General features: G+C 71.3%; 22 protein-coding genes and 1 tRNA gene. 15 read left to right on the forward strand and 8 right to left on the reverse strand.

Annotated features, from left to right (window positions below):
- Positions 1-23 precede the first annotated feature (23 nt).
- Entirely contained in the window at positions 24-515 is a 492-nt protein-coding gene (locus tag JMO03_RS12815; protein ID WP_202843913.1) for an LEA/WHy family protein, read from the reverse strand.
- 348 nt (positions 516-863) lie between these two features.
- On the opposite strand from JMO03_RS12815, the gene JMO03_RS12820 reads away from it, so the two are divergent.
- Positions 864-939: transfer RNA gene (locus JMO03_RS12820), tRNA-Phe, on the forward strand.
- A 250-nt stretch (positions 940-1,189) separates the two neighbouring features.
- A complete protein-coding gene (locus JMO03_RS12825) occupies positions 1,190-1,399 on the forward strand; it encodes a hypothetical protein (RefSeq protein WP_202843915.1) in 210 nt (69 codons plus the stop codon).
- 25 nt (positions 1,400-1,424) lie between these two features.
- Here JMO03_RS12825 and JMO03_RS12830 read toward each other — a convergent pair whose 3' ends face one another.
- Positions 1,425-2,819 (reverse strand): FAD/NAD(P)-binding protein, encoded by a 1,395-nt coding sequence (locus JMO03_RS12830; RefSeq protein ID WP_202843917.1) that lies wholly within the window; start codon positions 2,817-2,819, stop codon positions 1,425-1,427.
- A gap of 165 nt (positions 2,820-2,984) precedes the next feature.
- Here JMO03_RS12830 and JMO03_RS12835 point away from each other — a divergent pair, with 165 nt between their 5' ends.
- Complete coding sequence (locus JMO03_RS12835; RefSeq protein ID WP_202843919.1) at positions 2,985-3,449, forward strand: DUF6491 family protein; 465 nt, start codon at positions 2,985-2,987, stop codon at positions 3,447-3,449.
- A 223-nt stretch (positions 3,450-3,672) separates the two neighbouring features.
- Here JMO03_RS12835 and JMO03_RS12840 read toward each other — a convergent pair whose 3' ends face one another.
- From JMO03_RS12840 to JMO03_RS12860, 5 genes are all read right to left on the reverse strand, one after another.
- On the reverse strand, positions 3,673-3,954 hold the full coding sequence (locus JMO03_RS12840; protein WP_202843921.1) for an oxidative damage protection protein: 282 nt from the start codon (positions 3,952-3,954) through the stop codon (positions 3,673-3,675).
- Positions 3,955-4,063: 109 nt separating this feature from the next.
- Complete coding sequence (gene mutY, locus JMO03_RS12845; protein ID WP_202843923.1) at positions 4,064-5,134, reverse strand: A/G-specific adenine glycosylase; 1,071 nt, start codon at positions 5,132-5,134, stop codon at positions 4,064-4,066.
- Complete coding sequence (locus tag JMO03_RS12850; RefSeq protein ID WP_202843925.1) at positions 5,131-6,429, reverse strand: hypothetical protein; 1,299 nt, start codon at positions 6,427-6,429, stop codon at positions 5,131-5,133. Before JMO03_RS12850 ends, mutY begins: the two co-directional genes overlap by 4 nt.
- Positions 6,426-7,619, reverse strand: a complete 1,194-nt coding sequence (ftsY, locus tag JMO03_RS12855) for a signal recognition particle-docking protein FtsY (protein WP_202843926.1) — start codon at positions 7,617-7,619, stop codon at positions 6,426-6,428. The genes JMO03_RS12850 and ftsY overlap by 4 nt, the downstream gene beginning before the upstream one ends.
- 112 nt (positions 7,620-7,731) lie before the next feature.
- A complete protein-coding gene (locus JMO03_RS12860; protein WP_202844510.1) occupies positions 7,732-8,433 on the reverse strand; it encodes a helix-turn-helix domain-containing protein in 702 nt (233 codons plus the stop codon).
- A 178-nt stretch (positions 8,434-8,611) separates the two neighbouring features.
- Here JMO03_RS12860 and JMO03_RS12865 point away from each other — a divergent pair, with 178 nt between their 5' ends.
- The 11 genes from JMO03_RS12865 (at position 8,612) to JMO03_RS12915 (ending at position 22,225) form a co-directional block, all read left to right on the forward strand.
- Positions 8,612-9,556 carry a proline racemase family protein gene (locus JMO03_RS12865; RefSeq protein ID WP_202843928.1) on the forward strand — a complete coding sequence of 315 codons (945 nt, stop codon included), beginning with the start codon at positions 8,612-8,614 and terminating at the stop codon, positions 9,554-9,556.
- A 1-nt stretch (position 9,557) separates the two neighbouring features.
- On the forward strand, positions 9,558-10,658 hold the full coding sequence (locus JMO03_RS12870; RefSeq protein WP_202843930.1) for an FAD-dependent oxidoreductase: 1,101 nt from the start codon (positions 9,558-9,560) through the stop codon (positions 10,656-10,658).
- A gap of 47 nt (positions 10,659-10,705) precedes the next feature.
- On the forward strand, positions 10,706-10,903 hold the full coding sequence (locus tag JMO03_RS12875; protein WP_238346193.1) for a 2Fe-2S iron-sulfur cluster-binding protein: 198 nt from the start codon (positions 10,706-10,708) through the stop codon (positions 10,901-10,903).
- Complete coding sequence (locus tag JMO03_RS12880; protein ID WP_202843934.1) at positions 10,896-12,200, forward strand: NAD(P)/FAD-dependent oxidoreductase; 1,305 nt, start codon at positions 10,896-10,898, stop codon at positions 12,198-12,200. Before JMO03_RS12875 ends, JMO03_RS12880 begins: the two co-directional genes overlap by 8 nt.
- A 1-nt stretch (position 12,201) precedes the next feature.
- Positions 12,202-13,104 carry a dihydrodipicolinate synthase family protein gene (locus JMO03_RS12885; RefSeq protein WP_202843935.1) on the forward strand — a complete coding sequence of 301 codons (903 nt, stop codon included), beginning with the start codon at positions 12,202-12,204 and terminating at the stop codon, positions 13,102-13,104.
- 2 nt (positions 13,105-13,106) lie between these two features.
- Entirely contained in the window at positions 13,107-14,702 is a 1,596-nt protein-coding gene (locus JMO03_RS12890; RefSeq protein ID WP_202843936.1) for an aldehyde dehydrogenase family protein, read from the forward strand.
- Complete coding sequence (locus JMO03_RS12895) at positions 14,699-15,901, forward strand: M24 family metallopeptidase (protein WP_202843937.1); 1,203 nt, start codon at positions 14,699-14,701, stop codon at positions 15,899-15,901. Before JMO03_RS12890 ends, JMO03_RS12895 begins: the two co-directional genes overlap by 4 nt.
- A 53-nt stretch (positions 15,902-15,954) precedes the next feature.
- Positions 15,955-17,526, forward strand: a complete 1,572-nt coding sequence (locus JMO03_RS12900) for an APC family permease (RefSeq protein ID WP_202843938.1) — start codon at positions 15,955-15,957, stop codon at positions 17,524-17,526.
- 64 nt (positions 17,527-17,590) lie between these two features.
- Complete coding sequence (locus JMO03_RS12905; RefSeq protein WP_238346157.1) at positions 17,591-19,888, forward strand: S9 family peptidase; 2,298 nt, start codon at positions 17,591-17,593, stop codon at positions 19,886-19,888.
- A 28-nt stretch (positions 19,889-19,916) separates the two neighbouring features.
- Positions 19,917-21,725, forward strand: coding sequence for a DUF885 domain-containing protein (locus JMO03_RS12910; RefSeq protein ID WP_202843939.1), 1,809 nt, complete (start codon positions 19,917-19,919; stop codon positions 21,723-21,725).
- Complete coding sequence (locus tag JMO03_RS12915; protein WP_202843940.1) at positions 21,725-22,225, forward strand: YybH family protein; 501 nt, start codon at positions 21,725-21,727, stop codon at positions 22,223-22,225. Before JMO03_RS12910 ends, JMO03_RS12915 begins: the two co-directional genes overlap by 1 nt.
- Positions 22,226-22,266: 41 nt before the next feature.
- Here JMO03_RS12915 and JMO03_RS12920 read toward each other — a convergent pair whose 3' ends face one another.
- The gene (locus tag JMO03_RS12920) at positions 22,267-23,337 is read right to left on the reverse strand and encodes an alpha/beta fold hydrolase (RefSeq protein WP_202843942.1); all 1,071 of its coding nucleotides are present in this window, start codon (positions 23,335-23,337) and stop codon (positions 22,267-22,269) included.
- A 480-nt stretch (positions 23,338-23,817) separates the two neighbouring features.
- Here JMO03_RS12920 and JMO03_RS12925 point away from each other — a divergent pair, with 480 nt between their 5' ends.
- A complete protein-coding gene (locus JMO03_RS12925) occupies positions 23,818-26,745 on the forward strand; it encodes a TonB-dependent receptor domain-containing protein (RefSeq protein ID WP_202843943.1) in 2,928 nt (975 codons plus the stop codon).
- The last annotated feature ends 140 nt before the right edge of the window (positions 26,746-26,885 follow it).

Below are 26,885 nucleotides of genomic sequence, written 5' to 3' on the forward strand. Positions count from 1 at the left end.
GCCTGGAGGAAATCTGTTCGGGATCAGCGCAGCACGCCGGGCAAGCCCGGCACCGGGCTCAGCCGGCTGTCGCGTTCGACCTCGTAATCGCGGACCTTGCCGCGGTCGGTCGGTCCGGCATCGATCGTGCCCTCGATGCGGTAGGCGACACCACGACCGTCGGCGAGACTGCCGGCCAGCAGTACGCGTGCGTTCGCGGACGGATCGAAGGCCACCGTCACCACGTCGGCCGATTCCGGCCCGATCGTCAACGCCGGCTGCGCGGCCAGCGTGCCGGCATCCTGGTCGCCCACCCGCAGCGCGAAGGACACGCGCTCGAAGCGCATCGGGATGCTGCTGTAGTTCTGCAGCCGCAGCTCGATCGACCAGCGGCCGTCGGCCTGCACGGTCAGCTGCTGCAGGCTCGCTGTCGGCTCGGACACGCGGCGCGGGATGCCGCCGCTCGAACAGGCGGCCAGGAACGCCACCAGCAGACCCGCCGACAGGAGCGCCGGCGCACGCCATCCAAGCTTCATGTCGAATCCACTCCCACCACGGACCAGCGCAGGATACTACGACGTATGGACACGTCCGCGTGCCCGGCCTGGCGGCAGGGTGAGGGCGCCTTCAGGCTGTGTCGCTTCCAGCCAGTCGCGCTGCATGGTCCTGCGTTGGTCTGCGCGCTCGACTCTTCGATCTGTCGGCCAGCGTCGCCGTGCCAGGCAGAGCCCCACAGCTGCGCGTCGCGTGGTGGACCTTCCATGCTCCGACTGCAGGTCCGTGCCAGGCTGGGTTTGCCAGTGGCTATGCCGAGGATTGGCTTGCCCCCAGTATCCCGCCCCCGTATCATTGCCGGCTCGCACGGCCCAGCGCCGCAGCGTGCCGGCCGGGTAGCTCAGTTGGTAGAGCAGGGGATTGAAAATCCCCGTGTCGGGGGTTCGATTCCCTCCCCGGCCACCATTTGCGAATCGATCCCCAGGGCGCCGGAAGGCGCCTTTGTCGTTTCCGGGTTCGCGAGCCCGGGATCCGGTGTGGGACTTTTCCTACACGCCATGGCGCCGGCCACCGACGGCGCCCGCCCGGCATCGCGGTCACTGTGTGACGGCCCCGGCAGCGCGCGAGGGAAGATGCCGCTGCACGGATGCCGGCTGCGATTCCACGGGATCGCGGCTCGAGCCGGGGCACCTCCCGATGGTGAAGGTGCCGACGCATGGTTCGCGAGTTGATCGAGATCGAGGCTGCCGATGACGGCTGGTGGGTGCGCAGCGGGGCGGCGTGCCTGCATTGCCTGACCAAGCTGCAGGCGATCGAGCAGGCGCAGGTGCTGGCGGCGCGGCGCTACATGGAAACAGGTTGCCCCACCGGGGTGCGCGTGCCGGTCGCGCATGGTGAGCCGGTGATCGTCGGTACCTGCGGCTGAAGCGGCCTGGCGCGGCGCGCGCCAATCAATCGGGTGGCGTCGGGTCCGTGCCGGACATGGCGTTGGCGATCTGCCTGGCCTGTTCGCGCAACTCGGGGATCGCGATGCTTTCCCACAGTTCGCCGATGCGCAGCGCGCCGATGACGAACAGGTGCGGATTGGGGCGGCCGCGGGTGTCGATGACGTAGCCGCAGTCGCTGCTGGCCAGGCCGATGCCCTGCGGGCCCGGCAATATCCCGCCGCGTGCGCGCAGCGCCTGCAGCAGCGGGTCGGGGCGCAGGTCGATGTTGGTTTCCACGCCGGTGGCGTTGACGATCCAGTCGGCGTGGCGCATGTGTTCGCGCGCGGTGCGGCGCGGGCGGAAATGCACGCAGCTGCCGCCGACGGGGTCGGCGGTGAGCGCGCGCAGCCGGGCGGGGACGATCTCGAGCTGGCAGCGTTCGCGCAGGCCGTCGAGCGTGGCGGCGACCTGCGGCGCGATGCGGTGGCGGTGGATGTCCCAGTAGCGCACGGCGTGGCGCAGGAAGCGGCGGCGCTGGGTATCGTCGAGCGAGCGCCACAGCGCCTGGCCGTGCGGGCGCAGGCGGTCGAAGCTCCATTGCCAGGGTTCGCCCGCCGCGACCGCCGCGGCGACGCGCTGCCGCAGTCGCCGCCAGCGCGGGAGCACGCCCAGCGGCAGCAGGTCGTCGATGCCGCCCTCGTGCTGCGCCCCCGGTCCAGCGTGCGGCAGCGGCGCCAGGCCGTGCCGAGACAGCACCAGGATGCGGCCGTGGTGCCCGCCGTGGGCGAGCGTGAGCGCGACATCGACCATGCTCAGGCCCGAGCCGAGGATGCACACGTCGGCGCCGGGCTCGATGCCGGCGACCGCGGTGTAGTCCCACGAATCGGCGACGCGCGCGCCTTCGTGCAGCAGGTAGGCGGGCAACGGGCGGGCTGCGTTGCCGAGCGCGAGCACGACGTGAGACGCGCGCAGCCGCGCCCCGGAAGCCAGGTGCACGACGTGGCCCGCTTCGGCGCGCTCGATGTCGGTCGCGCGTTCGCGCAGGTGGACCAGGGCGTCGTACCCCGGCAGCGATTCCAGCGTGTGGCGCAGGTAGCGGGCGTAGTCGCGACGCGGGGCGAAGACGTCGGCGAGTCCGGCTTCCGTGCCCTGTCCGTTGCGCGCGAGAAAGCGCACGAAGTGGCCGGGATCCTCGGCGATCGCGCTCATGCGCGAGGCGATCACGTTGAGCAGGTGCTCGGGCTGCGTGGTGGAGTACGCCGCGCCCCGCGCCAGCCGCGTGTCCGGTTCGACGATCGCGATGCGCAACGCGCCGCCTTCCCGCATCAGCAGGCGGATCGCGACCAGGACCCCCGCCGCACCCCCGCCGACGATCACCGCATCGAAGCTGGCGTCACCTGGGTCCTGGGCGGGCGTCATGCGTTCGCGGGGCGGGGCACATGCCGGCATTGTCGCATCCGCGCCCGGCGCCGGCGACGCCGACCCGGCGCTGAACCGGAGATCGCGCAGCGGCCCGGGTGCCGCACCCGCGGGCGCATCATGCGACCCAGGCAGCGGGCGACGGTCCGCGACAGGGAGACGACGATGGATGCCAGGAAACTCACCACGACCACCGCACTCGCGGCGCTGCTGGCGCTGGCCGGCTGCGCGTCCGATGCGGGGCTGCGCGACAGCGAGAAGCTGGCGCTCTACGCCAACCATGCGGGCGAGCCGGTGACGAGCTTCCGCTACTTCGGCAGTCTCAACGGCTGGACCCCGCTGGGCGACAGCGCGCTGGCGGTCTGGACCAGGCCCTCCGAAGCCTGGCTGCTGGAGCTGCAGGGTCGCTGCCAGGACCTGGCGTTCGCCCCGGCGATCGGCCTGACCAACCAGATGGGCCGGGTCCATGCGCGCTTCGACAAGGTGATCGTCCGTGGCGGGGGCGCGATGGGCATGCCCTGCCACATCGGCCAGATCCGGCCGCTCGACGTCAAGGCGATACGCGCCACGGAGAAGGAGCTGCGCGAGGCGAGCGTGGAGGAGCGCGAAGCGGAGGACGGCGCGCGCTGAGCGTTCGTGAGCGTTCGCTCGGCATGCATCGAGTCGCGCAGCGGCCGCCGGTTGTGCGAGGGCTGTGCGCGGGCACGCGCAGGTCGGGTTCACCGGGCCTCCCTTGTAGGAGCGCCTTCAGGCGCGATGCTTTTCGCTGCACGCGTGGCGACGGCCCGAAGATCGAAAAAAGCATCGCGCCTGAAGGCGCTCCTACGGGGGTGAGGTTCCGGCGGTGGTCGCGTCAGGATTCGCCAGCGTCGCGCGGCACGTAGCCCGCCGGCCGGTCCGCGCCGCCGCCGAACAGGAACTTCTGCATCTCCTCCTCGAGGAAGGCGCGGTGCTTGGGGTCCAGCGGCGAGAGGCGGTTCTCGTTGATCAGCATGGTCTGGTGCGCCAGCCACGCCGCCCAGCCGGCCTTGCCGATGTGCGCGAACACGCGCTTGCCCAGCTCGCCGGGCCAGGGCACGAAGTCGAGGCCTTCGGTGTCGCGCTGTTCGTAGTCGCAGAAGACGGTGCGGGCCATGGCATGCGTTCCGGGGGAGGCGGGCCCCCATTGTAGGAGCGCCTTCGGGCGCGATGTTTTTCCTGCATGCGCGGCGACGGCCTGAAAAGCATCGCGCCTGAAGGCGCTGCTACGGGAGGCGGCGTTCCAGCAGGCTGCGGATGGGGGCGGGGATGCCGAGCGAAAGCAGTTCGTCGCGCGCGACCCAGCGCAGGTCGTCGTCGTCGCGTACGCGGGCGGCCAGGACGGCCTCGCGCCATTCCAGCGGCTGGAGGGTCAGGCGGTAGTGGGTGAAGCCATGGGCGATCGGGTCGAGCGCTTCGCCAGTGTCGTAGCCCTCGCCGACGTGGCCACCGAACCAGGCGCGGGCCTGGTCGTGATCGGGATGCTCGGGCAGCGACCACAGCGCGGCCCAGATCCCGGTCGGCGGGCGCCGCTGCAACAGCACGCGGCCTTGCGCATCGTGCAGCAGCAGCGCGAGCGCATGGCGTTCGGGCAGCGGCTTGCCGGGCTTGGGCGTGGGCAGCTCCTCGACCCGGCCGTCGCGCAGCGCCTCGCAGTCGTGCTGCAGCGGGCACAGCATGCAGGCCGGATCGTGGCGGGTGCACAGCGTCGCGCCGAAATCCATCTGCGCCTGGGTGTAGTCGGCCATGCGGCCCGCGGGCACGCCGTACACGTGCGCTTCGGCGATCGTCCACAGGTGTTTCTCGATCGCGGGCATGCCGGGCCAGCCCTCGACGCCGTGGACGCGGCACAGCACGCGCTTGACGTTGCCGTCGAGGATCGGCACGCGCTCGCCAAAGGCCTGCGACAGGATCGCGCCGGCGGTGCTGCGGCCGATGCCGGGCAGCGCGAGCAGCGCATCGAAATCCCCTGGCAGTCCACCGGCGTGCCGCTGCACGCATAGCTTTGCGGCGGCGTGCAGGTTGCGCGCGCGGGCGTAGTAGCCCAGGCCCGACCACAGCGCGAGCACGTCGTCGAGCGGGGCGGCCGCGAGCGCGGGCACGTCGGGCAGGGCTGCGACGAAGCGCTCGAAGTAGGGCACCACCACCCGCACCTGGGTCTGCTGCAGCATGATCTCCGAGAGCCACACGCGGTAGGGCGTGCGCGGGTGCTGCCAGGGCAGGTCGTGGCGGCCGGAGACGTCGAACCACTGCAGCAGGTGCGTCGCGAACGGGTCGCCACCAGGCGTCCTGTTCATGGCGCGGGCGCCGGCGCCGCGGCGGGTCCATCCTCGAACTCGACCACCACGCCTTCGAGCTGCGCACCGGAGATCTCGATGCGCGCGGCCTCGAGCCGCCCGTCGAGCGGAGGCAGCAGGGAGTCGGGCTGCGCCGACGTGGCCCAGGCCACCAGCGCGGGCACGTCGAGGCGGCCGTCGAAGCGCACGTCGTCGCGCTGGGCGCGCAGTGCGAGCGGAGCGGACAGGTCCGGCGCACCGAGGTAGGCAAGCGAGAGTGTCAATGGTTCGCGCGAGCCGCCCAGCGGCGGCGGCAGCGCGGGCCACGCTTCGGGCCAGCGGGCGATGCGGCCATCGAGATCCAGCAGCAGGCGCCGGCCGAAACCAAGGCGGCCGCGAGCGTCGAACGCGGGTACCAGGCCGCCACCGCGCAGCGCCGCGCCGGCCGGGACCAGCGTCCAGTTGCCGTCGTGCGCACGCAGCGGCCCGTGCAGGCCGAGCGAGAACGGCACCGAGGTCTCGCCGGACAGATAACGCCCGCTGGCGCCGAACCTGGCGGGAAGCAGACGGATGCCATCGTTCCAGTGCAGCGCGCCCGACAGCGTGATCCACGCGGGCAACTGCCAGTCGCCTTGCGCAGGCACGACCGCGCCGGCGATGGCGAAGCCGCGACCGCTGGCCGGACGCATCAGTGTGGCGGCCAGATCGAACGGTGCCCGCGTCGACGCATCGAGGTAGCGCCCGGCGCCTTGTGCGCGCAGTGGCTGTTCGGGATGCAGGCGCGGCACCGAGAGGTCGAGCGCTTCGATCCGCCACGTGCCGCCGACGATGCGGCCTTCGCGCACGCGCAGCCCGTCCGACAGCGTCGGCAGGCGACCCTCGCCCGGCGGGCGCGTGGCCAGCCAGTGCTGCAGCGCGGCCACGTCCACGACCGGTTCGTCGAGTTCGATGCGCACGAGATCAAGGGTGTCGCCGAGGCTGCGGATCGTGCTCCAGGGCAGCGCCACCACGAGCCGTCGCGCCTGCAGCAGCGGCCGCTCCGCACCCGGCTCGCGCGCGATCACGTTGCGCACCACGAAGCTGGGCTGCGCGCCGAAGCGCGAGGCCGGGTCGCCCTCGGCGCTGATCTCGAGGTTCATCGATGCGCCGATGCGCGCCAGCACCATCGGCATCACGCGCTCGGGCGGCAATGCCAGCCACACCGCCAGCCACAGCACGACCAGCAGTGCCAGCGGAGCCGCACACAACCACAGCAGCATGCGCGGCCAGCGCCGGCGCGCCCGCGGCGTCCCGGCCGGGCGTGCGGCTGCGTTCACCCGCCGAGCGATTCGGGCAGCAGGGCGTCGACGAAGGCCTGCGCGTCGAACACGCGCAGGTCCTCCGGGCGCTCGCCGATGCCGGCGAAGCGGATCGGGATGCCGAACTCGCGCGCCAGCGCGAACACCACGCCGCCCTTGGCCGTGCCGTCGAGCTTGGTGACCACCAGGCCGGTGACGCCGACCGCGGCATGGAACTGCCGCAGCTGCGACAGCGCGTTCTGGCCGGTGGTGCCGTCGATGACCATCAGCACCTCGTGCGGCGCGGTGGGATCGAGCTTGCCGAGTACGCGCCGGATCTTGCCCAGTTCCGCCATCAGCCCCTGCTGGGTGTGCAGGCGGCCGGCGGTATCGGCGATCAGCACCTGGGTGCCGCGCGCCTTCGCCGCCTGCAATGCATCGAACGCGACCGAGGCCGGGTCGGCATCCTGGCCCTGCGCGATCACCGCCACGTCGTTGCGTTCGCCCCAGGCCTGCAACTGCGCCACCGCGGCTGCGCGGAAGGTGTCGCCGGCGGCGAGCATCAGCGCATGGCCCTCGTCCTTGAAACGACGCGCGAGCTTGCCGATGGTGGTGGTCTTGCCGACGCCGTTGACGCCGACGGTGAGGATCACGAACGGCTTTTTGGCTGCATCGATGCGCAAGGGCTGCGCGACGGGCTGCAGCAGCGCGATCAGGTCCGTGCGCAACGCGGCGAGCAGGGCGCTGGCGTCGGCGAACTCGCGCGCCTTCATCCGCTTGCGCAGGCCTTCAACCAGTTGCGTGGTCGCGGCGACGCCCACGTCGGCGGTCAGCAGCGCGGTCTCGATCTCGTCGAGCAGGTCGTCGTCGAGCTTGGGATTGCGCGAGAACAGGCCGCCGAAGCTGCGCGCGAAGCCGCTGCCGCGCAGGCGTTCGCGCCAGCCGGTCCTGCCGGCAGGCGCCGCGGGGAGGGTGGCGCCGGACTCCGCCGCGGCGGGCGCCGGTGGGCGCTCCGGCTGCGCGGGCGGTGGAGAATCCGCGGCCACGGCATCGGCTCCGGCTGCGGGCGTCGACGCGTCATGGTCGGCGGTGCCGGGCCCGGCAGGCGCGGTCGGGAACGCCGCGGCGAGTTCCTCTGGCCCGTAGCGGGGCCGGGGCCGGGCCGTCTGGTCGTCCGCGTCCCGGCCGGTGTCGGTAGCGGGTGTCTTGCGGCCAAACAGTCGGATCATCGGGCAGGAATCGGATCGGCCGGGCGCAGGGAGTAGCCGGCGGCCGCACATGCTACCACCCGGTCCCGATCCTCCTTGTCGCCGACCGCGCGTGCGCCGGAGCCGGGCGCGGTCAGCGCACCATCGCGCGGTAGTCGCGCGGCGGCATGCCGACCGTGGACTTGAACTGGCGCGCGAACGCGCTCTGGTCGGAGAAGCCGCAGCTGTGGGCGATCTCGGCGATGCTCACGTCCGTGTGCAGCAGGCGCATCGCGGCTTCGATCCGCAGCTTGGTCAGCAACTGCTGCGGCGTGAGCTGGAACACGCGCTTGAACAGGCGCTCGAGCTGGGCGACGGAGACGCCGGCGGTCCGTGCCAGCGCCTGCACCCGCAGCGGCTCGCCGCGGTGCACCTGCATGTGGTCGAGCGTGCGCTGCAGGCGCGCGAACGCGCTGTGCTGGCTGTCCGGCTGTCCCAGGTCCCGGGACACGCCGGTCAGGCCGACGATGTCGCCGTCGATGACGATCGGTTGCTTGAACGTCAGGCACCAGCCGTGGGCCCGGTTCGCGTACAGATGCAGTTCGAGCTGGTTCTCGATGACCTCGCCGGCGAGCACCCGCTGGTCCTGCATCATGTAGGTGCCGGAAAGGCGCGCAGGGAACAGTTCCACCACGGTCTTGCCGATGATGTCGCCGCGCCGTTTCAGGCCGAGTCGTTGCACCAGCGTCTGGTTGACGTGCGTGTACCGGCCGCGGTGGTCCTTGATGAAGAACACGACGTCGGGCAGCGCGTCGAAGATGTTCTGCAGGTCGTCCGGTGGCAATACGACGTCGATGGCGGCGGTTCCCGGTTGTGCTGCATTGCGTCAAGTGTCGTGGGCCTCGCTGGCCCGTTGCGTCCCGTGCTGAAGGGCTCCAGAGCCTTCCTGTCGAGTTCCATTATGCATATTTCCGCACTGGAAGAGTCGAGCTCGTCCTAGCGCCGCGCTCGCCGCGGAGCGGAAGATGGCCGCCATGCAGAAACTCCTCGCCATCGACTCGCACACGGCCGGCGAACCCACGCGAGTGGTGTTGTCCGGCTTCCCCGACCTCGGGCGCGGCAGCCTTGCCGATCGCTGCGCGCTGTTCCGCGAGCGCTTCGACCATTGGCGCAGCGCCGTCGCCTGCGAGCCGCGCGGCTCGGACACCGTGGTCGGTGCGCTGCTGCAGGAACCGGTCGACCCGCGCTGCTGCACGGGGGTGATCTTCTTCAACAACGTCGGCTACCTCGGCATGTGCGGCCACGGCACGATCGGCCTGATCCGGACCCTGGCGCATCTCGGGCGCATCGGCCCGGGCGAGCACCTGATCGAGACGCCGGTGGGCGTGGTCGGCGTCGTCCTGCACGACGACGGCCGGGTGTCGATCGACAACGTCGAAAGCTATCGCGCGCGCGCCGGCGTGGCCGTGGACGTGCCGGGCCATGGCAGCGTGGTCGGCGACGTGGCCTGGGGCGGCAACTGGTTCTTCATCACCGGGCAGTCGCCGGTGCCGCTGGACCTGGCGCACGAGCCCGAGCTGACCGCCTACACGCTGGCGGTGCAGCGGGCGATCGATGCCGCCGGGATCCGCGGCGGGGACAGCGGCGTGATCGACCACGTCGAAGTCAGCGGCCGGGCGCCGGACGGCTCCGGTGCGCGCAACTTCGTGATGTGTCCGGGAGGCGCCTACGACCGCTCGCCCTGCGGCACCGGCACCAGCGCCAAGCTGGCCTGCCTGGCCGCCGACCGGGCGCTGGCCGAGGGCGAGGTGTGGGTGCAGCAGGGCATCCTCGGCAGCGCGTTCGAGTGCAGCTATCGCAAGGGCACCCGGGGGGTGCTGCCGCGCATCACCGGACAGGCCTGGATCACGGCCAGCACCGAGATTCTGATCGACGCCGACGACCCGTTCGCCTGGGGTATCGGCGCGAAGCGCCCCTGACGTGGCCGCGTACGACCTGATCGTCGTCGGCGCCGGCATCGTCGGCGCGCATTGCGCGAGCCTGGCCGTGGCCAGGGGGCGCAAGGTGGCGATCGTGGAATCCGGGCTGGTCGGTGGCGGCGCCACCGCCGCGTCGATGGGTCACCTCGTCGCCATGGACGACGATCCGGCGGAGCTGGCCCTGAGCCACTATTCGCTCGGGCTGTGGGAACGATACGCCGAGCTCGCCGAGGCCGAGTTCAGCCGCTGCGGCACGCTGTGGGTGGCGGCGGACGAGGCGGAGATGCAGGCATTGCCGGCGAAGATTGCGCGCCTGGCGGCTGCCGGCGTGCATGCCGAGGCCGTCGACGCCGCGCGACTGCGACAGCTGGAACCTGCGCTGGCGGGCGATCTCGCCGGTGGCATGCTGGTCGCGCGCGAGTCGGTGGTGTACCCGCCGCGCATCGCCCACTGGCTGGTGGACCGCAGCGTCGCGGCCGGCGCCAGCCTGTACGCGGGCCGCCGCGTGCTGCGCCTGCGCGACGAGGCGGCCGAACTGGACGATGGCGAGATCCTGCACGGACCGGTGCTGGTCGCGGCCGGCGGCGCCAGTGGCGAACTGCTGCCGGAGCTCCCCATGCACGTGCGTCGTGGCCACCTGGTGATCACGGACCGCCACCCGGGCATCGTGCGTCACCAGTTGCTGGAGCTCGGCTACGCCGACAGCGCGCATGGCGACGACGACGTCAGCGTGGCGTTCAACGTGCAACCGCGGCCGACCGGGCAACTGCTGATCGGATCCTCGCGAGAGCGGGACCGGACCGGGCGCGAGGTCGATCTCCCGGTGCTGCGCAGGATGCTCGGGCGCGCGCTGCGCTACCTGCCGGCGCTGCGCGGACTGCAGGCGATTCGCGTGTGGACCGGCCTGCGCCCGTGTACGCGCGACGGGCGCCCATACATCGGCGCGGTCTCCGGGCGCCGGGGAACATGGGTGGCGGCCGGGCACGAGGGTCTGGGCGTCACCACCTCGACCGGCACCGCGCATCTGCTGCTGGACCTGATCGATGGACGCCCGACGGCCATCGATCCCGCGCCGTTCGATCCCGCGAGAGTGCTGGCGTGAGCGCGTCCACGGTCCGCATCACGATCGACGGGCGCAAGCTCGCGGTCATGTCCGGCACCAGCGTGGCCGCCGCGATCGCGCAGGCGGGCGCGCCCGGGCGCCTGTCGTGCAGCGGCCAGCGGCGCGCGCCCGTGTGCGGAATGGGCGTGTGCTTCGAATGCCGGGCGAATGTCGACGGCTGCCCGCAGCAGCGCACCTGCCAGTTGCCGGCGGCCGAGGGCATGGTGGTGCTGACCGATGACTGAGCGCCGCCTGCAGTGCGATGTCGCGATCGTCGGCGCCGGCCCGGCCGGGCTGGCGGCCGCGCAGGCCGCCGCCTCGCACGGCGCGACGGTGCTGGTGGTGGATCCGCAGCCGCAGCCCGGCGGACAGGTCTGGCGCCAGGACGTGGTCCACGGCGCGCCGCTGCCGGCGCAGCGTCTGCGGTCCGCGCTGCATGCGTTTCCCCGTGTGTCGCTGTGCATGCACGCCGAGGTGGTCGCCAATGCCGGCCGCCGGTTGCTGGTGCGCTCCGGCGACAACGCGATCAAGATCGATTACCAGGCGCTGGTGCTGGCCACCGGCGCGCGCGAACTGCTGTTGCCGTTCCCCGGCTGGACCCTGCCCGGCGTCACCGGCGCGGGCGGTGCGCAGGCTCTGGCCAAGCAGGGCTGGCCGGTGCGCGGCAGCCGCGTGGTCGTGGCCGGCAGCGGACCGCTGCTGCTGGCCTCGGCGCGGACGCTGCAGGACCACGGCGCGAAGGTCCTGGGCATCCACGAGCAGGCGGCCCGCAGCGAGGTGACCGCGTTCGCGGCCGGACTCTGGCGCTGGCCGGGCAAGGCGGTGCAGGCGGCGCAGTTGCGGTTCGCCCTGCGCGAGGTGCCGTACCGCACCGGCAGCCATGTGCTGCGCGCGCTCGGCGAAGGCCGGCTGCAGGCCGTGGAACTGCAGGTCGGTGGCCGCCGGGTGACGCTCGATTGCGACCAGCTGGCCTGCGCGTTCGGCCTGGTGCCGAATGTCGAGTTGGCGCAGATGCTCGGTTGCGAGCTGCAGGCCACGGCCACGCATCCACATGTGGTCGTCGACGAGCGCCAGGGCACGAGCGTGGACGGTGTCTATGCGGCCGGCGAGGCCTGCGGTATCGGCGGACTGGACTGCGCGCTGGCGGAGGGCGGGATCGCCGGCCATGCCGCAGCCGGCCACCCCGGGCACGCGCGCGCGTTGCTGCCCCGGCGCCGGCACGCGCGCCGGTTCGCCGCCAGCCTCGCGCGCCGGTTCGCCCTGCGCGATGCGGTGCGCACGACGGCCGAAGCCGACACCACGATCTGCCGGTGCGAGGACGTCAGCTTCGCAGCGCTTGCGCCGATGCGCGACGCGCGCGAGGCCAGGCTGTTGACCCGGTGCGGCATGGGCCCTTGCCAGGGCCGGATCTGCGGTGCCGCGCTTTCCGAACTCGGGCGATTCCCCTGGAGTGGAGTCCGCCTGCCCGTTTTTCCCATTCCGCTGGGGGTGCTCGCGACGTATGACGCCGGTGCCGCCACGGATCCGTTCCCAGGAGTCTGAAATGAGCAAGAGCATGTGGCAGGGCGTCATCCCCGCGATCACCACCCCCTTCGCCGAAGATGGCCAGGTCGATCACGCGTTCCTGGCCAGGCACGCCCTGTGGCAGATCGACGCCGGCTGCATCGGCGTGGTGCCGCTGGGCTCGCTGGGGGAGAGCGCGACGTTGTCGTTCGACGAGAAGGTCGCGATCGTCCGCACCCTGGTGACGGCGCTCGGCCAGCGCGCGCCGGTCATCCCCGGCATCGGCTCGCTTTCGACCGACGAGGCGGTGCGCCTGGCCAGGGCCTGCGAAGCCGAAGGCGCGCGCGGGCTGATGGTCCTGCCGGCCTATGCGTATTCGACCGACTGGAAGGAAACCAGGGCCCACTTCCGCGCGATCGCCAACGCCACCGCGTTGCCGATCCTGGTCTACAACAACCCGATCGCCTACCGGACCGACTTCTCCGCCGCGCAGGTCGCCGAGCTGGCCGACGAGTTTCCGCAGGTCGAGGCGGTCAAGGAATCCTCCGGCGACATCCGCCGCCTGGCCGGGATCCAGGAACTGATCGGCGATCGCCTGGTGCTGATGACCGGCATCGACGACGCCATCGTCGAAGGCATCGCGATGGGCGCGACGGGCTGGATCGCGGGTCAGGTCAACGCCTATCCGCACGAGTCGGTGGCCCTGTTCGACCGTGCCCGCGAAGGCGGCTATGCCGCGGCCAGGGAGCTCTACGACTGGTTCCTGCCGCTGCTGCGCCTGGACACCGTGCCGAAGTTCGTGCAGCTGATCAAGCTCACGCAGCAGTCGGTGGGCTGGGGCAACGAACGCGTGCGCGCGCCGCGTCTGCCGCTGGACGGCGCCGAGCGCGAGGCGGCGCTGCAGATCATCGCGCACGCGGTCGACACGCGCCCGAAGCTGTGAGCATGGCCCGACTGCAACCGGTACTGGTGGCGGGCGCCTGGCGCGAGGCGGTCGAGCCGGCGGGTTCGCTGCAGGCCCGCAGCCCTGTCACCGGCGAGGCGATCGGCGAGCCGTATCCGGTCAGTTCCCGCCGCGAGGTCGAAGAAGCGGTGGCCGCAGCCTGTGCGGTGGCGCAGCGGTTCGCGACCGCCGAACCCGGGCGCATCGCCGGCTTCCTCGAAGCCTATGCGTCCGGCATCGAGCGCCGCGCCGCGGACCTGGTGGCGCTGGCGCACCTGGAAACCGCGTTGCCGGTGTCGCCGCGGCTGCGCGATGTCGAACTGCCGCGAACCACGGGACAGCTGCGCCAGGCCGCGCGCGCGGTGCGCGAGTGGAGCTGGGCGCATCCGGTGATCGACACCGCCGCGGGCCTGCGATCGGCCTACGGGCCGCTGGGCAAGCCGGTGGTGGTGTTCGGTCCGAACAACTTCCCGTTCGCCTTCAACGCCATCGCCGGCAGCGACTTCGCGTCCGCGATCGCCGCGCGCAATCCGGTCATCGCCAAGGTGCATCCGCTGCACCCGGGCACCAGCCGGTTGCTGGGCACGATCGCGCACGAGGCGCTGCTGGCCGCAGGACTGCCGGGCGCGGCCATCCAGTTGCTGTACCACGTCGAACCCGACAGCGCCGCGCTGCTGGTCGGCCAGGCCGCGATCGGCGGCGTCGGCTTCACCGGCGGGCGCGCCGGCGGTCTGGTGCTGAAGGCGCTGGCCGATGCGGCCGGTGTGCCGTTCTACGCCGAGATGTCGAGCATCAACCCGGTGTTCCTGCTCGAGGGCGCGCTCGCCGAGCGCGGTGCGGCGCTGGCCCAGGAGTTCTTCGCCTCGTGCACCATGGGCAGCGGCCAGTTCTGCACCAGTCCCGGGGTGCTGGTGGTGCCGCGTTCGGCCGCGGGCGAGCGCTTCGTCGCCGAAGCCGCGGCCAGGTTCGATGCCGCGCCCGTCCAGGTCCTCTTCTCCGCGGACGGCAAGCGCCACCTCGAGGCTGCGGTCGAGACGCTGCGGGCGGAGGGAGCGGAATTGCGCGCGGGCGCCGCCGATCTGGACCGGCCCGGGTACTGGGTGCAGCCGAAGCTGCTGGAAGTCGACGCCGAGCGTTTCCTCGAGGCGCCACGGGCGCTGCAGGCGGAAGCCTTCGGTCCGGTCGGCCTGATCGTGCGGGTGGCCGATACCGCGCAGGCGCTGGCGGTGGCGGAGGCCTTCGAAGGCAACCTGACCGCGACGCTGTACCGCGCCGCCGACGGTGGCGACGACGCCGCCGCCGCGGCGCTGATGCCGCGGTTGCGGGTCCGGGTCGGGCGCCTGATCGTCGACAGGATGCCGACCGGCGTGGCGGTCAGCCCCGCGCAGAACCATGGCGGACCGTATCCGTCGACCTCGCATCCGGGCTTCACTTCGGTCGGCATGCCCGGCGCGATCCGCCGCTTCGCCGGCCTGCACAGCTACGACAACGTGCCCGACGCGCTGCTGCCGCCGGTGCTGCGCGATGCCAATCCCGGCGACGTGTGGCGGCTGGTCGACGGCCGCTGGACCACGGCCGACGTCGGCGGCGGCGGATGAGCGGGCAGATCGGCCACCTGCGTCCGGAACAGGCGCGGCTGCAGTGCGTGGAGCGGCCCGCGCGCGCCCCGGCGATCGCGGGCGACGAATACCTGCAGCGCATCGAACGCGCACGCGTACTGATGCGCGCGCACGGCATGGATGCGCTGCTGGTGACCGCTGGCCCGTCGCTGCGCTATTTCGCCGGGGTGCCGTGGGGCGCGAGCGAGCGACTGGTGGCGCTGCTGGTCACAGCCTCGGGCATGCCGATGATGGTGTGCCCGGCGTTCGAGGAGGGCTCGCTCGATGCGGTGCTGGCGATCCCGGTCGACAAGCGGCTGTGGGAAGAGCACGAGGATCCGTACGCGCTGGTGGCGCAGGCGATGGCGGAGCGGGGTGCGCGGATCCTGGCGCTGGACCCGCAAGCCGCCTTCGCGGTCCATTGCGGGCTGCGCGCGCACCTGGACGCGGTTGCGATCGGCGACGCCGGCCCGATCGTCGACGGTTGCCGCATGCGCAAGTCGCCGTCCGAGCTGGCACTGATGCAGCAGGCCTGCGACATGACGCTGCAGGTGCAACGGCTGGCGGCGGGCATCGCCCGCGAGGGCATGGGCAGCGACGAGCTGGTGCGCTTCATCGACGAGGCCCATCGCGCGCTGGGCGCCGACGACGGCTCCACCTTCTGCATCGTGCAGTTCGGCGAGGCGACCGCCTATCCGCACGGGATCCCGGGCGCGCAGCGCCTGCGCGAGGGCGACCTGGTGCTGATCGACACCGGATGCACCGTGCAGGGCTACCACTCGGACATCACCCGGACCTGGATCTACGGACGGCCGGACGAGCGGCAGCGCCGCATCTGGGAGATCGAACAGGCGGCGCAGCGCGCCGCGTTCGAGGCGATCCGCCCCGGCGTCGCCTGCGAGGACGTGGACGCGGCCGCGCGCCGGACCCTGGAGGCGGCCGGGCTCGGGCCGGACTACCGCCTGCCCGGGCTGCCACACCGCACCGGCCACGGTTGCGGCCTGGCCATCCACGAGGCGCCGTACCTGGTGCGCGGCAACCGCCAGCCGCTGCAGCCGGGCATGTGCGCGAGCAACGAACCGATGATCGTGGTGCCCGGTCGCTTCGGCGTGCGGCTCGAGGACCACTTCCATGTCACCGAGGGCGGCGCGCAGTGGTTCACGCCGCCTTCGCCGGCGATCGACCGGCCGTTCGTATGAGGCCGACCCGCCGCCGTCCAGTTCCCCGCCAGTTCCTTCCACGCAGGTGATCCATGGCCCCGCCCGGCAAGTTCAAGAAAAGCCTCACCCTGACCGACCTGACCTTCATCGGCCTCGGCTCGATCTTCGGCTCCGGGTGGCTGTTCGCAGCCAGCCACGTCGCCGGGATGGCCGGCCCGGCGGGAATCCTGTCGTGGATCTTCGGCGGCTTCGCGGTCTTCCTGCTGGGCCTGGTCTACTGCGAGCTCGGCGCCGCGCTGCCGCGCGCAGGCGGGGTGGTGCGCTACCCCGAGTACTCGCACGGGCCGCTGCTGGGATCGCTCATGGGATTCATCACCCTGATCGCCTTCTCCAGCCTGATCGCGATCGAGGCGGTCGCCAGCCGCCAGTATGCGGCGGCATGGTTCCCCTGGCTGACGGTGGAAGGCTCCAGCGATCCCACCCCGATCGGCTGGATCGTGCAGTTCGGGCTGCTGGTGCTGTACTTCGCGCTGAACTACTTCAGCGTGAAGAGCTTCGCGATCTCCAACAACATCGTCAGCGTGTTCAAGTTCATGGTGCCGGTGCTGGTGATCGTGCTGCTGCTGGCGCACTTCAACGGCGAGAACATGCAGGTGCACGGCTTCGCGCCGTACGGCATGGCCGGCGTGCAGGCGGCGATCTCCACCGGCGGCATCATCTTCGCCTACCTCGGCCTGACCCCGATCGTGTCGGTCGCCAGCGAGGTGCGCGACCCGCAGCGCACCATCCCGATCGCGCTGATCCTGTCGATCCTGCTGTCGACCGTCATCTACGTGCTGCTGCAGCTGTCGTTCCTCGGCGGAATCCCCACCGGGCAGTTGGCCGACGGCTGGAGCGGCATCGCCGACCTGTACTCGCTGCCCTATCGCGACATCGCCCTGGCGCTCGGCCTGGGCTGGCTGGCGTGGCTGGTGATCGCCGACGCGGTGGTCTCGCCCAGCGGCACCGGCAACATCTACATGAACGCGACGCCGCGCGTGATCTACGGCTGGGCGCGCAGCGGTGGTTTCTTCCCGGCGCTGACCCGGGTGGACGCCAAGTCCGGCATTCCCCGGGCGGCGCTGTGGCTGAGCTTCGCGCTGTCGGTATTCTGGACGCTGCCGTTCCCGTCCTGGGAAAAGCTGATCGGCGTGGTGTCCGCGGCACTGGTGCTCAGCTACGCGGTGGCGCCGGTGACGGTGGCGTCGCTGCGGCGAAGCGCGCCGGACCTGGCGCGCCCGTTCCGGGTGCGCGTGCTGTCGGTGCTCGGGCCGGTGTCGTTCGTGGTCGCGGCGTTGATCGTGTACTGGTCGCGCTGGCAGGTGCTGTCGTGGCTGCTGGGCCTGCAGGTCGCGATGTTCCTGGCCTACGTGCTGTACAAGCTGCCGTCGGCGGCCGGGCGTGCGCGGCTGCGTCGCCAGGTGCAGTGTTCGCTGTGGCTGATCGTGTTCTACCTGCTGGTCATGGTGGTGTCCTACCTGGGCACCTTCGGCGGAATCGGTGCGATCGCCCATCCGTGGGACACGCTGGTCGTGGCGGTGATCTCGTACGGCATCTACGAATGGGCGGTTCGCTCGGGCCTGCGGGCGGAAGAGCTGGCGCTGGAAGAGGACGATGGCGCGTGAGCGCCGATCCGCGGCCCGGCTGCCGGGACATGCCTGCCGCGGGCGCGGGCTGGCGGAGCTGCGCATGAGCAGGCGCATGGCGATGATCGCCGCCGCCGCGCTGCTGGCGTGGGTCGGTGTCGCGCACGCCGCCCCGACCGCCGCCGACTACGAACGTTCGCTGGGTCTGCGCGAGCGCTGGATCGGGCTGACGCGCAACGTGGTGTGGCCGGCGCAGTGGCTGCCGGACCACCGATTCCATTACCGCAAGACGGTCGAAGGCGGTTTCCGGTTCGTGGTCTACGACGCGGCCACGGGCAGTAGGGCCGACGCCTTCGATCATGCGCGCCTGGCCGAGGCGCTGCGCGCCGTGACCGGCATCGCGCACGATCCGCTGCGCCTGCCGTTCGAGCAGATCGCGTTCGACGGCGACGGCGCGGTCACGATGCATCCCGAGGGTGCCGGCGGGCGCGTGCGCTGCGACCTGGAGGCCTATGCGTGCGCGCCGGAACAGGCGCAGGCGCGCAGGCCCCGCGCATTCGGTGTCGTGCGCGACCTGTCCGTCCCGGCCGACAACACGCCCAGGCGATCCCCCGACGGCCGCTGGGAAGCGTTCGCCGATGGCGATCGCATCGTCCTGCGGCGCACGCTGGACGGCAGCCTGCGCAGGCTGGCCGACGCGGGCTCGGCGGAAGCGTTCGACGATCCGGAGAGCATCCAGTGGTCGCCCGACTCCAGGTATCTGGCCTTCTACCGGGTCGTGCCCGGCACCGCGCGCCGCGTCACCCGGGTGGAAACCGCGCCGCCCGGCGGCGGCCAGCCGCAGGTCCGCACCCAGCTCTATCCCAAGCCCGGCGACGCCGTGGATGTCGAGCGCCCGGTGCTGGTCGAGGTCGACAGCGGCCGGGCGACGCTCGTGGACGACGCGCTGTTCGGCAAGCCGTACCGGCTTTCGCCGATCCGCTGGCGGGCCGACGGGCGCGCGTTCGCGTTCGACTACGTGCGCCGCGGCCACCAGCACGTGGCCCTGATCGAGGTGGCGGCGGACAGCGGCGTCGCGCGCGCGATCGCCCGCGAGGACAGCCGCAGCTTCGTCGACATTTCCCGCCCGTATCGCCACGAGTTCGACGACGGCCGTGCCGTGCTGTGGATCTCCGAGCGCGACGGCTGGCGGCATCTGTATCTGCACGACGTGGTCGCGGGCGGGCCGCCGCGGCAGCTGACCCGTGGCGAGTGGGTGGTGCGCGAGGTGCTCGCGGTCGACGAGGCGCGGCGCGTGGTCTGGTTCGCCGCCAGTGGCATGGACCCCGGCAGGGATCCCTATCGTCGGCACCTGTTCCGCGTCGGCCTCGACGGCGGCGAGCCGGTCCGCCTGACCCATGTCGACGCCGACCACGACGTCGCGGTGTCGCCCGACGGCCGCTGGTACGTGGACGTGTACTCGCGCGTGGACGTGCCGCCGGTGATGGAACTGCGCCGCGCCGACGGCACCCTGGTGGCGGAGGTCGAGCGCGGCGACATCGACGCGCTGCTCGCGGCCGGCTGGCGCCCGCCCGAGCCGTTCGTGGCCAAGGGCCGGGATGGCGCCACCGACATCTGGGGGCTGGTGGTGCGCCCGCGCGACCATGATCCGGGCAAGCGCTATCCGGTGATCGAGAACATCTACGCGGGCCCGCACGACTCCTTCGTGCCCGGGACGTTCTGGCCGTTCGGCTACCACAGCGGCGGCGACAAGGCGATCGGCATGCAGGCGCTGGCCGACCTGGGCTTCATCGTCGTGCAGATCGACGGCATGGGCACGGCGAACCGCTCCAAGGCGTTCCACGACGTGGCCTGGAAGAACCTGGGCGACTCGGGCTTTCCCGACCGCATCGCCTGGCACCGCGCGCTGGCCGCGCGGGACCCGTCGTACGACATCACGCGCGTGGGCATCTACGGCGCGTCGGCGGGCGGACAGAGCACGCTCGGCGGACTGCTGTTTCATCCGGAGTTCTATCGGGTCGGCGTCGCCTGGAACGGCTGCTACGACAACCGCATGGACAAGATCAGCTGGAACGAACAGTGGATGGGATGGCCGGTCGACGACAGCTACGCACGCGCGTCGGGCGTGGAGAACGCCCACCGGCTCCAGGGCGCGCTGCTGCTGATCGTCGGCGAACAGGACGAGAACGTCGATCCGGCCTCGACCATGCAGGTGGTCGCGGCGCTGGTCCGCGCAGGAAAGGACTTCGACCTGCTCGCCATTCCCGGCGGCGGCCATGCGGTCGGCCGCTCCACCGGCCCGATCGGGTACGTGCACCGCCGCCAGTTCGATTTCTTCGTCCGCCATCTGCTCGCCGCGCAAACACCGCGCTGGAACACGATGGTCGACGACCACCCATGATCCCCAACGAACCACGCAGGAGGTCCTGATGTCCGCCCTACGCCGTATCCGCCCCGCCTTGTCCGCCCTGGCAGTGACGCTCTCGCTCGCGATCGGGGCGCTCGCACCCGCGTATGCGCAGGATGCCGCCCCGCAGATCGCCGAGCCGGCCAACGCCTCGGAAGCGAAACTCAGGGCGCTGTACACCGACGAGTGGCAGTGGCGGCAGAAGGAGTTCGTGCGCGAGAAGGTCGACGGGCGCTGGCAGGAGGGCGACGGCCTGCCTTCGGTGACGCCGGAGGCCTGGGCGCGCCGCGCCGCCTACTGGAAGCGCGCGCTCGAGGACCTGGACGCGATTCCGGTCGCCGAGCTCTCGCGCGAGGAGCGGGTCAATGCGGCCGTGTTCCGCGCCGCGGTCGAGGCCCACCTCAATGGCGCCCAGTGGCGGACCTACGAAGCGCCGTTCAACAGCGACACGTTCTTCTGGGGCGGGCTGAATCCACGACAGCCGTACCAGACCGAGGCCGACTGGCGGCGCTTCATCGCCCGGCTGGCGGACGTGCCGCGCTACTTCGACGAGAACATCGCCAACATGGAGGCGGGCCTGGCGCGCGGCTGGAGCGTGCCGCGTTCCTCGGTGGAAGGTCGCGACAAGACCATCGAACCCTACACCCTGGACGGCGAGGGAAATCCGTTGCTGGCGACCTTCGATCGCATCCCGGCCACGATCCCGGAGCCGGTGCGCGCGCAACTGCGCGAGGAAGGCCGCAAGGTGGTGCGGGGGCAGGTGGTCCCGGCCTACGCCACGCTGCTGGCGTTCATGCGCGAGCAGTACCTGCCGCGTACGCGCACCACCACGGCCGCCGCCGACCTGCCGGACGGTCGCCGGTTCTACGGCTCGCAGATCCGCGAGTACGTCACCCGCGACATGACCGCGGAGCAGATCCACCAGATCGGGCTCGCCGAGGTCGCGCGGATCAGGGCCGAGATGCAGGCGGTGATGAAACAGGCGCAATTCGAAGGCAGCTTCGCGGAGTTCATCCATTTCCTGCGCACGGATCCGCAGTTCTACGCCAGGACGCCGAAGGAGCTGCTGGCGCACACGGCGTGGATCGCCAAGAAGGTCGACGGTCAGCTCAGGCACGTCGTCGGCACCCTGCCGCGCTACCGCTTCACGATCCTGCCGGTGCCCGACGACATCGCCCCGATCTATACCTCGGGCCGCGGCGGGCTCGACTCGTGCCTGTTCAACACCTACGACCTGCCCTCGCGCCCGCTGTACAACCTGCCCGCGCTGGTGGTGCATGAGTGCGCGCCCGGCCACAGCTTCCAGGCGGCGCTGGCGCTGGAAGCGCCTGCGCGCCCGGACTTCCGCCAGCAGACCTATTTCTCCGGCTACGGCGAGGGCTGGGGGCTGTACACCGAATGGCTCGGCACCCGGATGGGCATCTACGAAACGCCGTACGACGACTTCGGCCGGCTGACCTTCGAGATGTGGCGCGCGGCGCGGCTGGTGATCGACACCGGTCTGCACGAGTACGGCTGGAGCCGGCAGCAGGCGATCGACTATCTCGCCGACAACACCGCGCTCGCGCACCACGACATCGTCAACGAGATCGACCGCTACATCGCGTGGCCGGGGCAGGCGCTGTCCTACTATCTCGGCTACAAGACGATCCGCGACCTGCGCAGCGAGGCCGAGCGCGAACTGGGCGCCGACTTCGACCAGCGCCCGTTCCACGACACCATCCTCAACCTGGGGTCGGTGCCGCTGCCGATGCTGGAGTCGGAGGTTCGAGCCTTCATCCAGGAGGCGAAGGCTGCGAAGGCCGCAACCGCGGGCGCGGCCGGGCGATGATGCGCCCGCGCGCCATGTTCGTGCCGTTCGTGCTGGCGGCGACGCTCGCCGCCGCCACGCCCGTTGCCGGGGCCGAGGACTGGATGCGGCAGGATGCAGCCATCCGCGAGGTGATCGCGGGCATGCAGGACGCCTGGAATCGCGGCGACTTCGAGGGCTACATGGCGGGATTCCAGGATCCCGGCGTGGTGTTCGTGTCCCGCGGCCGGTTCCAGCGGGACTGGCAGGGCACGCTGGACCACTACATCGCCGACTACGGTGGCGCGGCGGCGCGCCGCGGCACGCTGTGCTTCTACGACATCCGCATCGAGCGGCTGGCCGACGACGCCGCGCAACTGGTCAGCCGGTTCCGTCTCGCGCGCGAGGCGGAACCGCAGTACGGCATCAATACCCGGCTGATGCGCCGGCACGGCGGCCGCTGGGTGATCGCGCTCAACCACGTGTCCGCGGTCGACACGCCCGATCCGGCCGACGCCCTGCTCGCGACGGCCTGTCCCTGAGCATCCAGCGCCCGCCATGGCGGCGGGCGCGGGGCCGAGGGTCATTCGCTGCGTGCGAGCAGCGTCTCCAGCTCCTGCTTCCACCACCGCGCCGAGGTATGCGTGCCGTGTCCGCGTGTTTCCGGCGATGCGGGAATCAGCACGTAGCGCGTCGTCTTCATCCGCGGCAGCAGTCGCTCGGGGATGCCCAGCTCCGGCGGGTTGATGAAGTCGTCCGCCGAGTTCACCCAGGTCAGCGGCGCGGTGATGCGTTCGAGCCCCGGCGACGGGTCGTAGTCGCGCGACGCATCGAGCTGGTACAGCCAGTCGTTGGCGTCGCGGCTGCCGATGTCGGCCGCGAAACGCTCCTCCCACCACGCATCGGCCCCGTCGCGGTCGGGATGCGCCGCATGCAGGTTGAGCGGCGCGATGCCCACCAGCACCGACAGCGTGGACGCGGTGCGCAGGCCCAGCAGTGGCTGGGACGCGTAGTCTCCGCCGTTCCAGGCCGGATCGCTGCGGATCGCATCCATCGCCGCGCGCCGCCAGACCCGGTTGCGGTCGCCGATCCGGGTCGGCTGGCAGGCGAGCGGCATCAGCGCCTTCGCGAATTCCGGCCAGGTCTGGCCCCACATGAAGATGTGCATGCAGCCCATCGAGGTGCCGAGGATCAGGTTCAACCGGTCGACGCCCAGCGCCTCGGTCAGGAGCCGATGCTGGATCGCGACCATGTCGTCGTAGTCGTAGCGCGGGAACCGGGCGCGCAGGCCGTCGCTCGGCTTCGAAGAGCCGCCGTGCCCGATGTTGTCCGGCAGGATGATGAAGTAGCGCGACGCATCCAGCGGCTGGCCTGGACCGAACAGTTCATCGGCGAAGCGCGGCTGCAGGAACTGCGCGCCGCTGCCCCCGGTGCCGTGCAGGATCATCACCGCGTTGTCGATGCGGCCGTCGCGGTCGCGCCGCGGCTCGCCGAGCGTGCGGTAGTGGATCCGCACCTGCGGCAGGTGCTCTCCGGAGGCGAAGTCGACATCGTGCAGGACGGCGTCCGCCGCGCGCGGCTCGACGGGTTGCGCGAAAGCGGGGACGCACAGCAGCCAGAGCAGGACTGCGATGGGCGAGGCGGGCGAGGGCATGGCGGGCTCCGTAATCTGGCAGGCGGCAGCATTTATGCGGATATCGTCGTCAGTACTGCCGAAGTCGCCACAAACCACGCCGATCCGGCCGAACCGTGGGCCCCGTAGGCTGCGGGATCAAACGAGGCTCGGTCACCAGCATAACGCTGGATGCCGTGGATGCGTAGCGTCGCTGCGCGTGCGTCGACGGCCGCCCGCCGTTTGCTGTGTCGCACAACGATCATGCGGATTTCCGCATGCAACCTCGGCATTCCGCACAAGACCCGCACGGACGCGGCCGACGAGACTGCCTGTCATGGAAGCGCCATGTGTCCGACCGCGCGGCGGCGGCAACGGAATGCCGGAAACCGCATCCCTCCAGGGCGCGTCGCCGGCCCCGTCGGGCGGTCGGGGGCAGGGGGCGCTGCCATCCATCCAACACCGGGGGTTGTCATGAAGCGTTCGATTCCGCGAAGCGAGCTGTGCCGTCCATCCGCCCGAGTGGCCCGACTGCCTCCGCGGCAGCGGCTGACCGCCGGCCTGTCGCTGGCGCTGCTCGCCAGCGTGTCGCTGGCCGCGCCAGTGGCGGCGCAGGACGAGGCCGGGGACGGGGACGGCCCCGCCGCGACCACGACCACCAGTCTCGACACCATCACCGTCACCGGCTCGCGCCTGATCCGCAAGGACCTCAGCGCGCCCAGCCCGACCACGGTGGTGACGCGCGAGGACATCCAGATGTCCGGCAGCGCGACCATCGAGACGGTGCTCAACGAGTTTCCGCAGCTCGCCGCGGGCAACACCTCCAGCGTCAACAACGGCGGCGGCTCCGGAGTGCTGACCGCGAACCTGCGCGGCCTCGGCGCGACGCGCACGTTGACGCTGGTCAATGGCCGGCGCTTCATGCCGGCCAACTCGGATGGCGTGGTCGACCTGGCCAGCATTCCCGACGCACTGATCGAGAACGTCGAGATCGTCACCGGCGGCGCTTCGGCGGTGTACGGCTCCGACGCGATCGCCGGCGCGGTCAATTTCATCCTGCGCAAGGACTTCAGCGGCGTCGAGGCGACGTACACGCGCGGCGAGACCGCGGAAGGCGACGGCACCTACGACAAGTTCGACATCACCATCGGCGGCAACTTCGCCGACGACAGGGGCAACGCCGTGCTGTCGATCAGCCGTACCGATCGCGAGCCCGTGCTGCAGGGCGGGCGCGAGTTCTCCCGCGTGCCGCTCGATACCATCGGCGGCCAGCTCGTCCCGGGCGGCTCGGGCTCGATCCCGGGAACCCGGATCGGCCTGAGTTCCGGGCAGATGGCGTCGCTGGTCGGGGTGGACCTCACCCCCGGCGGGCCGTGCAGTTCGGTCACCGGCCTGCGCTTCGGCGAAGGCGGCACTCCGCTGGTCTACTGCAACCCGCAGGACGCCTACAATTACGCCGACCTGAACTTCCTGCAGCGGCCGCTGGAGCGTACCCAGGTCACGGCGCTCGCCGACTACGCGATCAACGACGCGGTCGAAGTCTACGGCGAGGCCTACTACTCCAGGACGGAGAGCCGCTACCAGCAGGCGCCGGATTCGTTCACGCCGGTGACGCCGGGCGCGCCGTCCTCGACCCTGCTGGTGCCCAACTACGCCGACAATCCGGTCCTGCTGCCGCGCGTGCGCCAGTTCTTCGCGGACAACGCGCACATCTTCGATCCCGACGGCGACGGCGTGGCGACCATCGTCGGCGCCGGGCGCCGCGCCGACGAGCTCGGCCCGCGCTTCTACACCTACGATCGCGCCAGCTACAACCTGGTCGGCGGCCTGCGCGGGGAGTTCGAGGCAGGTGGCGGGCACTGGTGGCGCTGGGACGCCTTCGTGCAGGAGCAGCGCACCCGCACGGACACCACCAACAACAACCAGATCAACCAGGCGCGCCTGGCGCAGGCCCTGAACGCGACCGTCGACGGCAACGGCGACCTGGTCTGCGTCGACCAGAGCAGGGGATGCGTCCCCGCCAGCATCTTCGGTCTCGGATCGATCAGCCAGGACGCGGCGGCGTTCCTCACGCCGCAGCGCGCCCACTACGAGACCTTCGACCGCACGGTCGCCGGCGCGACCGTCAGCGGCACGATGTTCGACCTGCCCGCGGGCTCGGTGTCGCTGGCGTTCGGCGCCGAGTACCGCAAGGACGAATACGCGTTCCAGCCGAGCCCGATGGACGTTTCCGGCGAGTACGGCGCGGTCTCCGTCTCGCCGATGGCCGGCGAGTACAGCGTCAAGGAACTGTTCGCGGAGTTCCGGGTGCCGCTGCTCAGCGGCGCGGCGTTCGCGAAGGATCTGGCGATCGAGGGCGCCGCGCGCTACTCGGACTATTCCACCATCGGCGGGGTGAACACCTGGAAGCTCGGCGCCGAGTGGGCGCCCAGCGACTGGCTGCGCCTGCGCAGCGCGTACAACGTGGCGATCCGCGCGCCGAACCTCAACGAGCTCTACTCGCCGCAGACGCGCGGCTTCACCGCGGGCGTGGATCCCTGCGTGGCCTCCGCCAACCCGACGCCGGCGCAGCAGCAGCTGTGCATCCAGCAGGGCGTCCCGGCGGCCGACCTGCCGAACTTCTCGCAGGGTTCGGTCGGCTTCGAGCGCACCACCGGCGGCAACCCCGACCTGACCGAGGAGAAGTCCAAGACCTTCACCGCCGGCGCGGTGTTCTCGATCCCCGCGATCGAGGGCCTGAACTTCGCGGTCGACTACTTCCAGGTCGAGGTCGAGGACGCGATCACCAGCCTGGCTGCGAACCAGATGCTGGCCGACTGCTTCAGCCGCCTGGACCCCGCATCGCCCACCTGCCGCGCCATCGTCCGCCTGCCGAACGGGCAGATCGACGACGTGCGTTCGACCCTGCAGAACATCGGGCTGCTCGAGGCCAGCGGCCTCGACTTCCAGGTCGACTACCAGTTCGGCGTGCCGTGGGGCATCGGCGGCAACGACGGCCGGGTATCGTTGCTGCTGCTGACCAGCTGGCTGTTCGAGCGCTCGCTGCAGGTCATCGCCGACCAGGGCGAGGTCGACTGCGCCGGCTACATGGGCGGCGGCTGCGGCGGCGGCACCGGCAACATCATGATCCCGGACCTGAAGGTGAACCTGTCGGCCGGCTACAGCAGCGGGCCGCTGTCGCTGCGCCTGCAGGGCCGCATGATCAACGATTTCGAGCTGCGGTCCGGGATCACCGCCGCGGTGAGCGAATCGCCGCGGGCGTGGTACTTCGACGCCAACGCCAGCTACGAAATCAACGACCACGTGCAGCTGTTCGGTGGCGTGGACAACCTCTTCGACCGCGACCCGCCGGTGCTCGGCACGGCGCTGGCCGGCGACGCCAATACCGATGTCGGCGTGTACGACGTGCTCGGCCGCCGCTATTTCCTCGGCGTGCGGTTGAAGTTCTGAGGGCGGGTCGTCCGGAAGTTTCCAGCGGGCCGCCGGTCGGAAGTCGCTCCCCTCTCCACGGCGGACCCGCTTTTTTCTGGTTCTTCTCCCATGTGAGGGGAGAAATGATCGGCGATGGAGAACTCCCCGGACTTCGGATC

Source organism: Luteimonas saliphila (genome assembly GCF_016774335.1).
Taxonomy (GTDB): Bacteria; Pseudomonadota; Gammaproteobacteria; order Xanthomonadales; family Xanthomonadaceae; genus Luteimonas; species Luteimonas saliphila.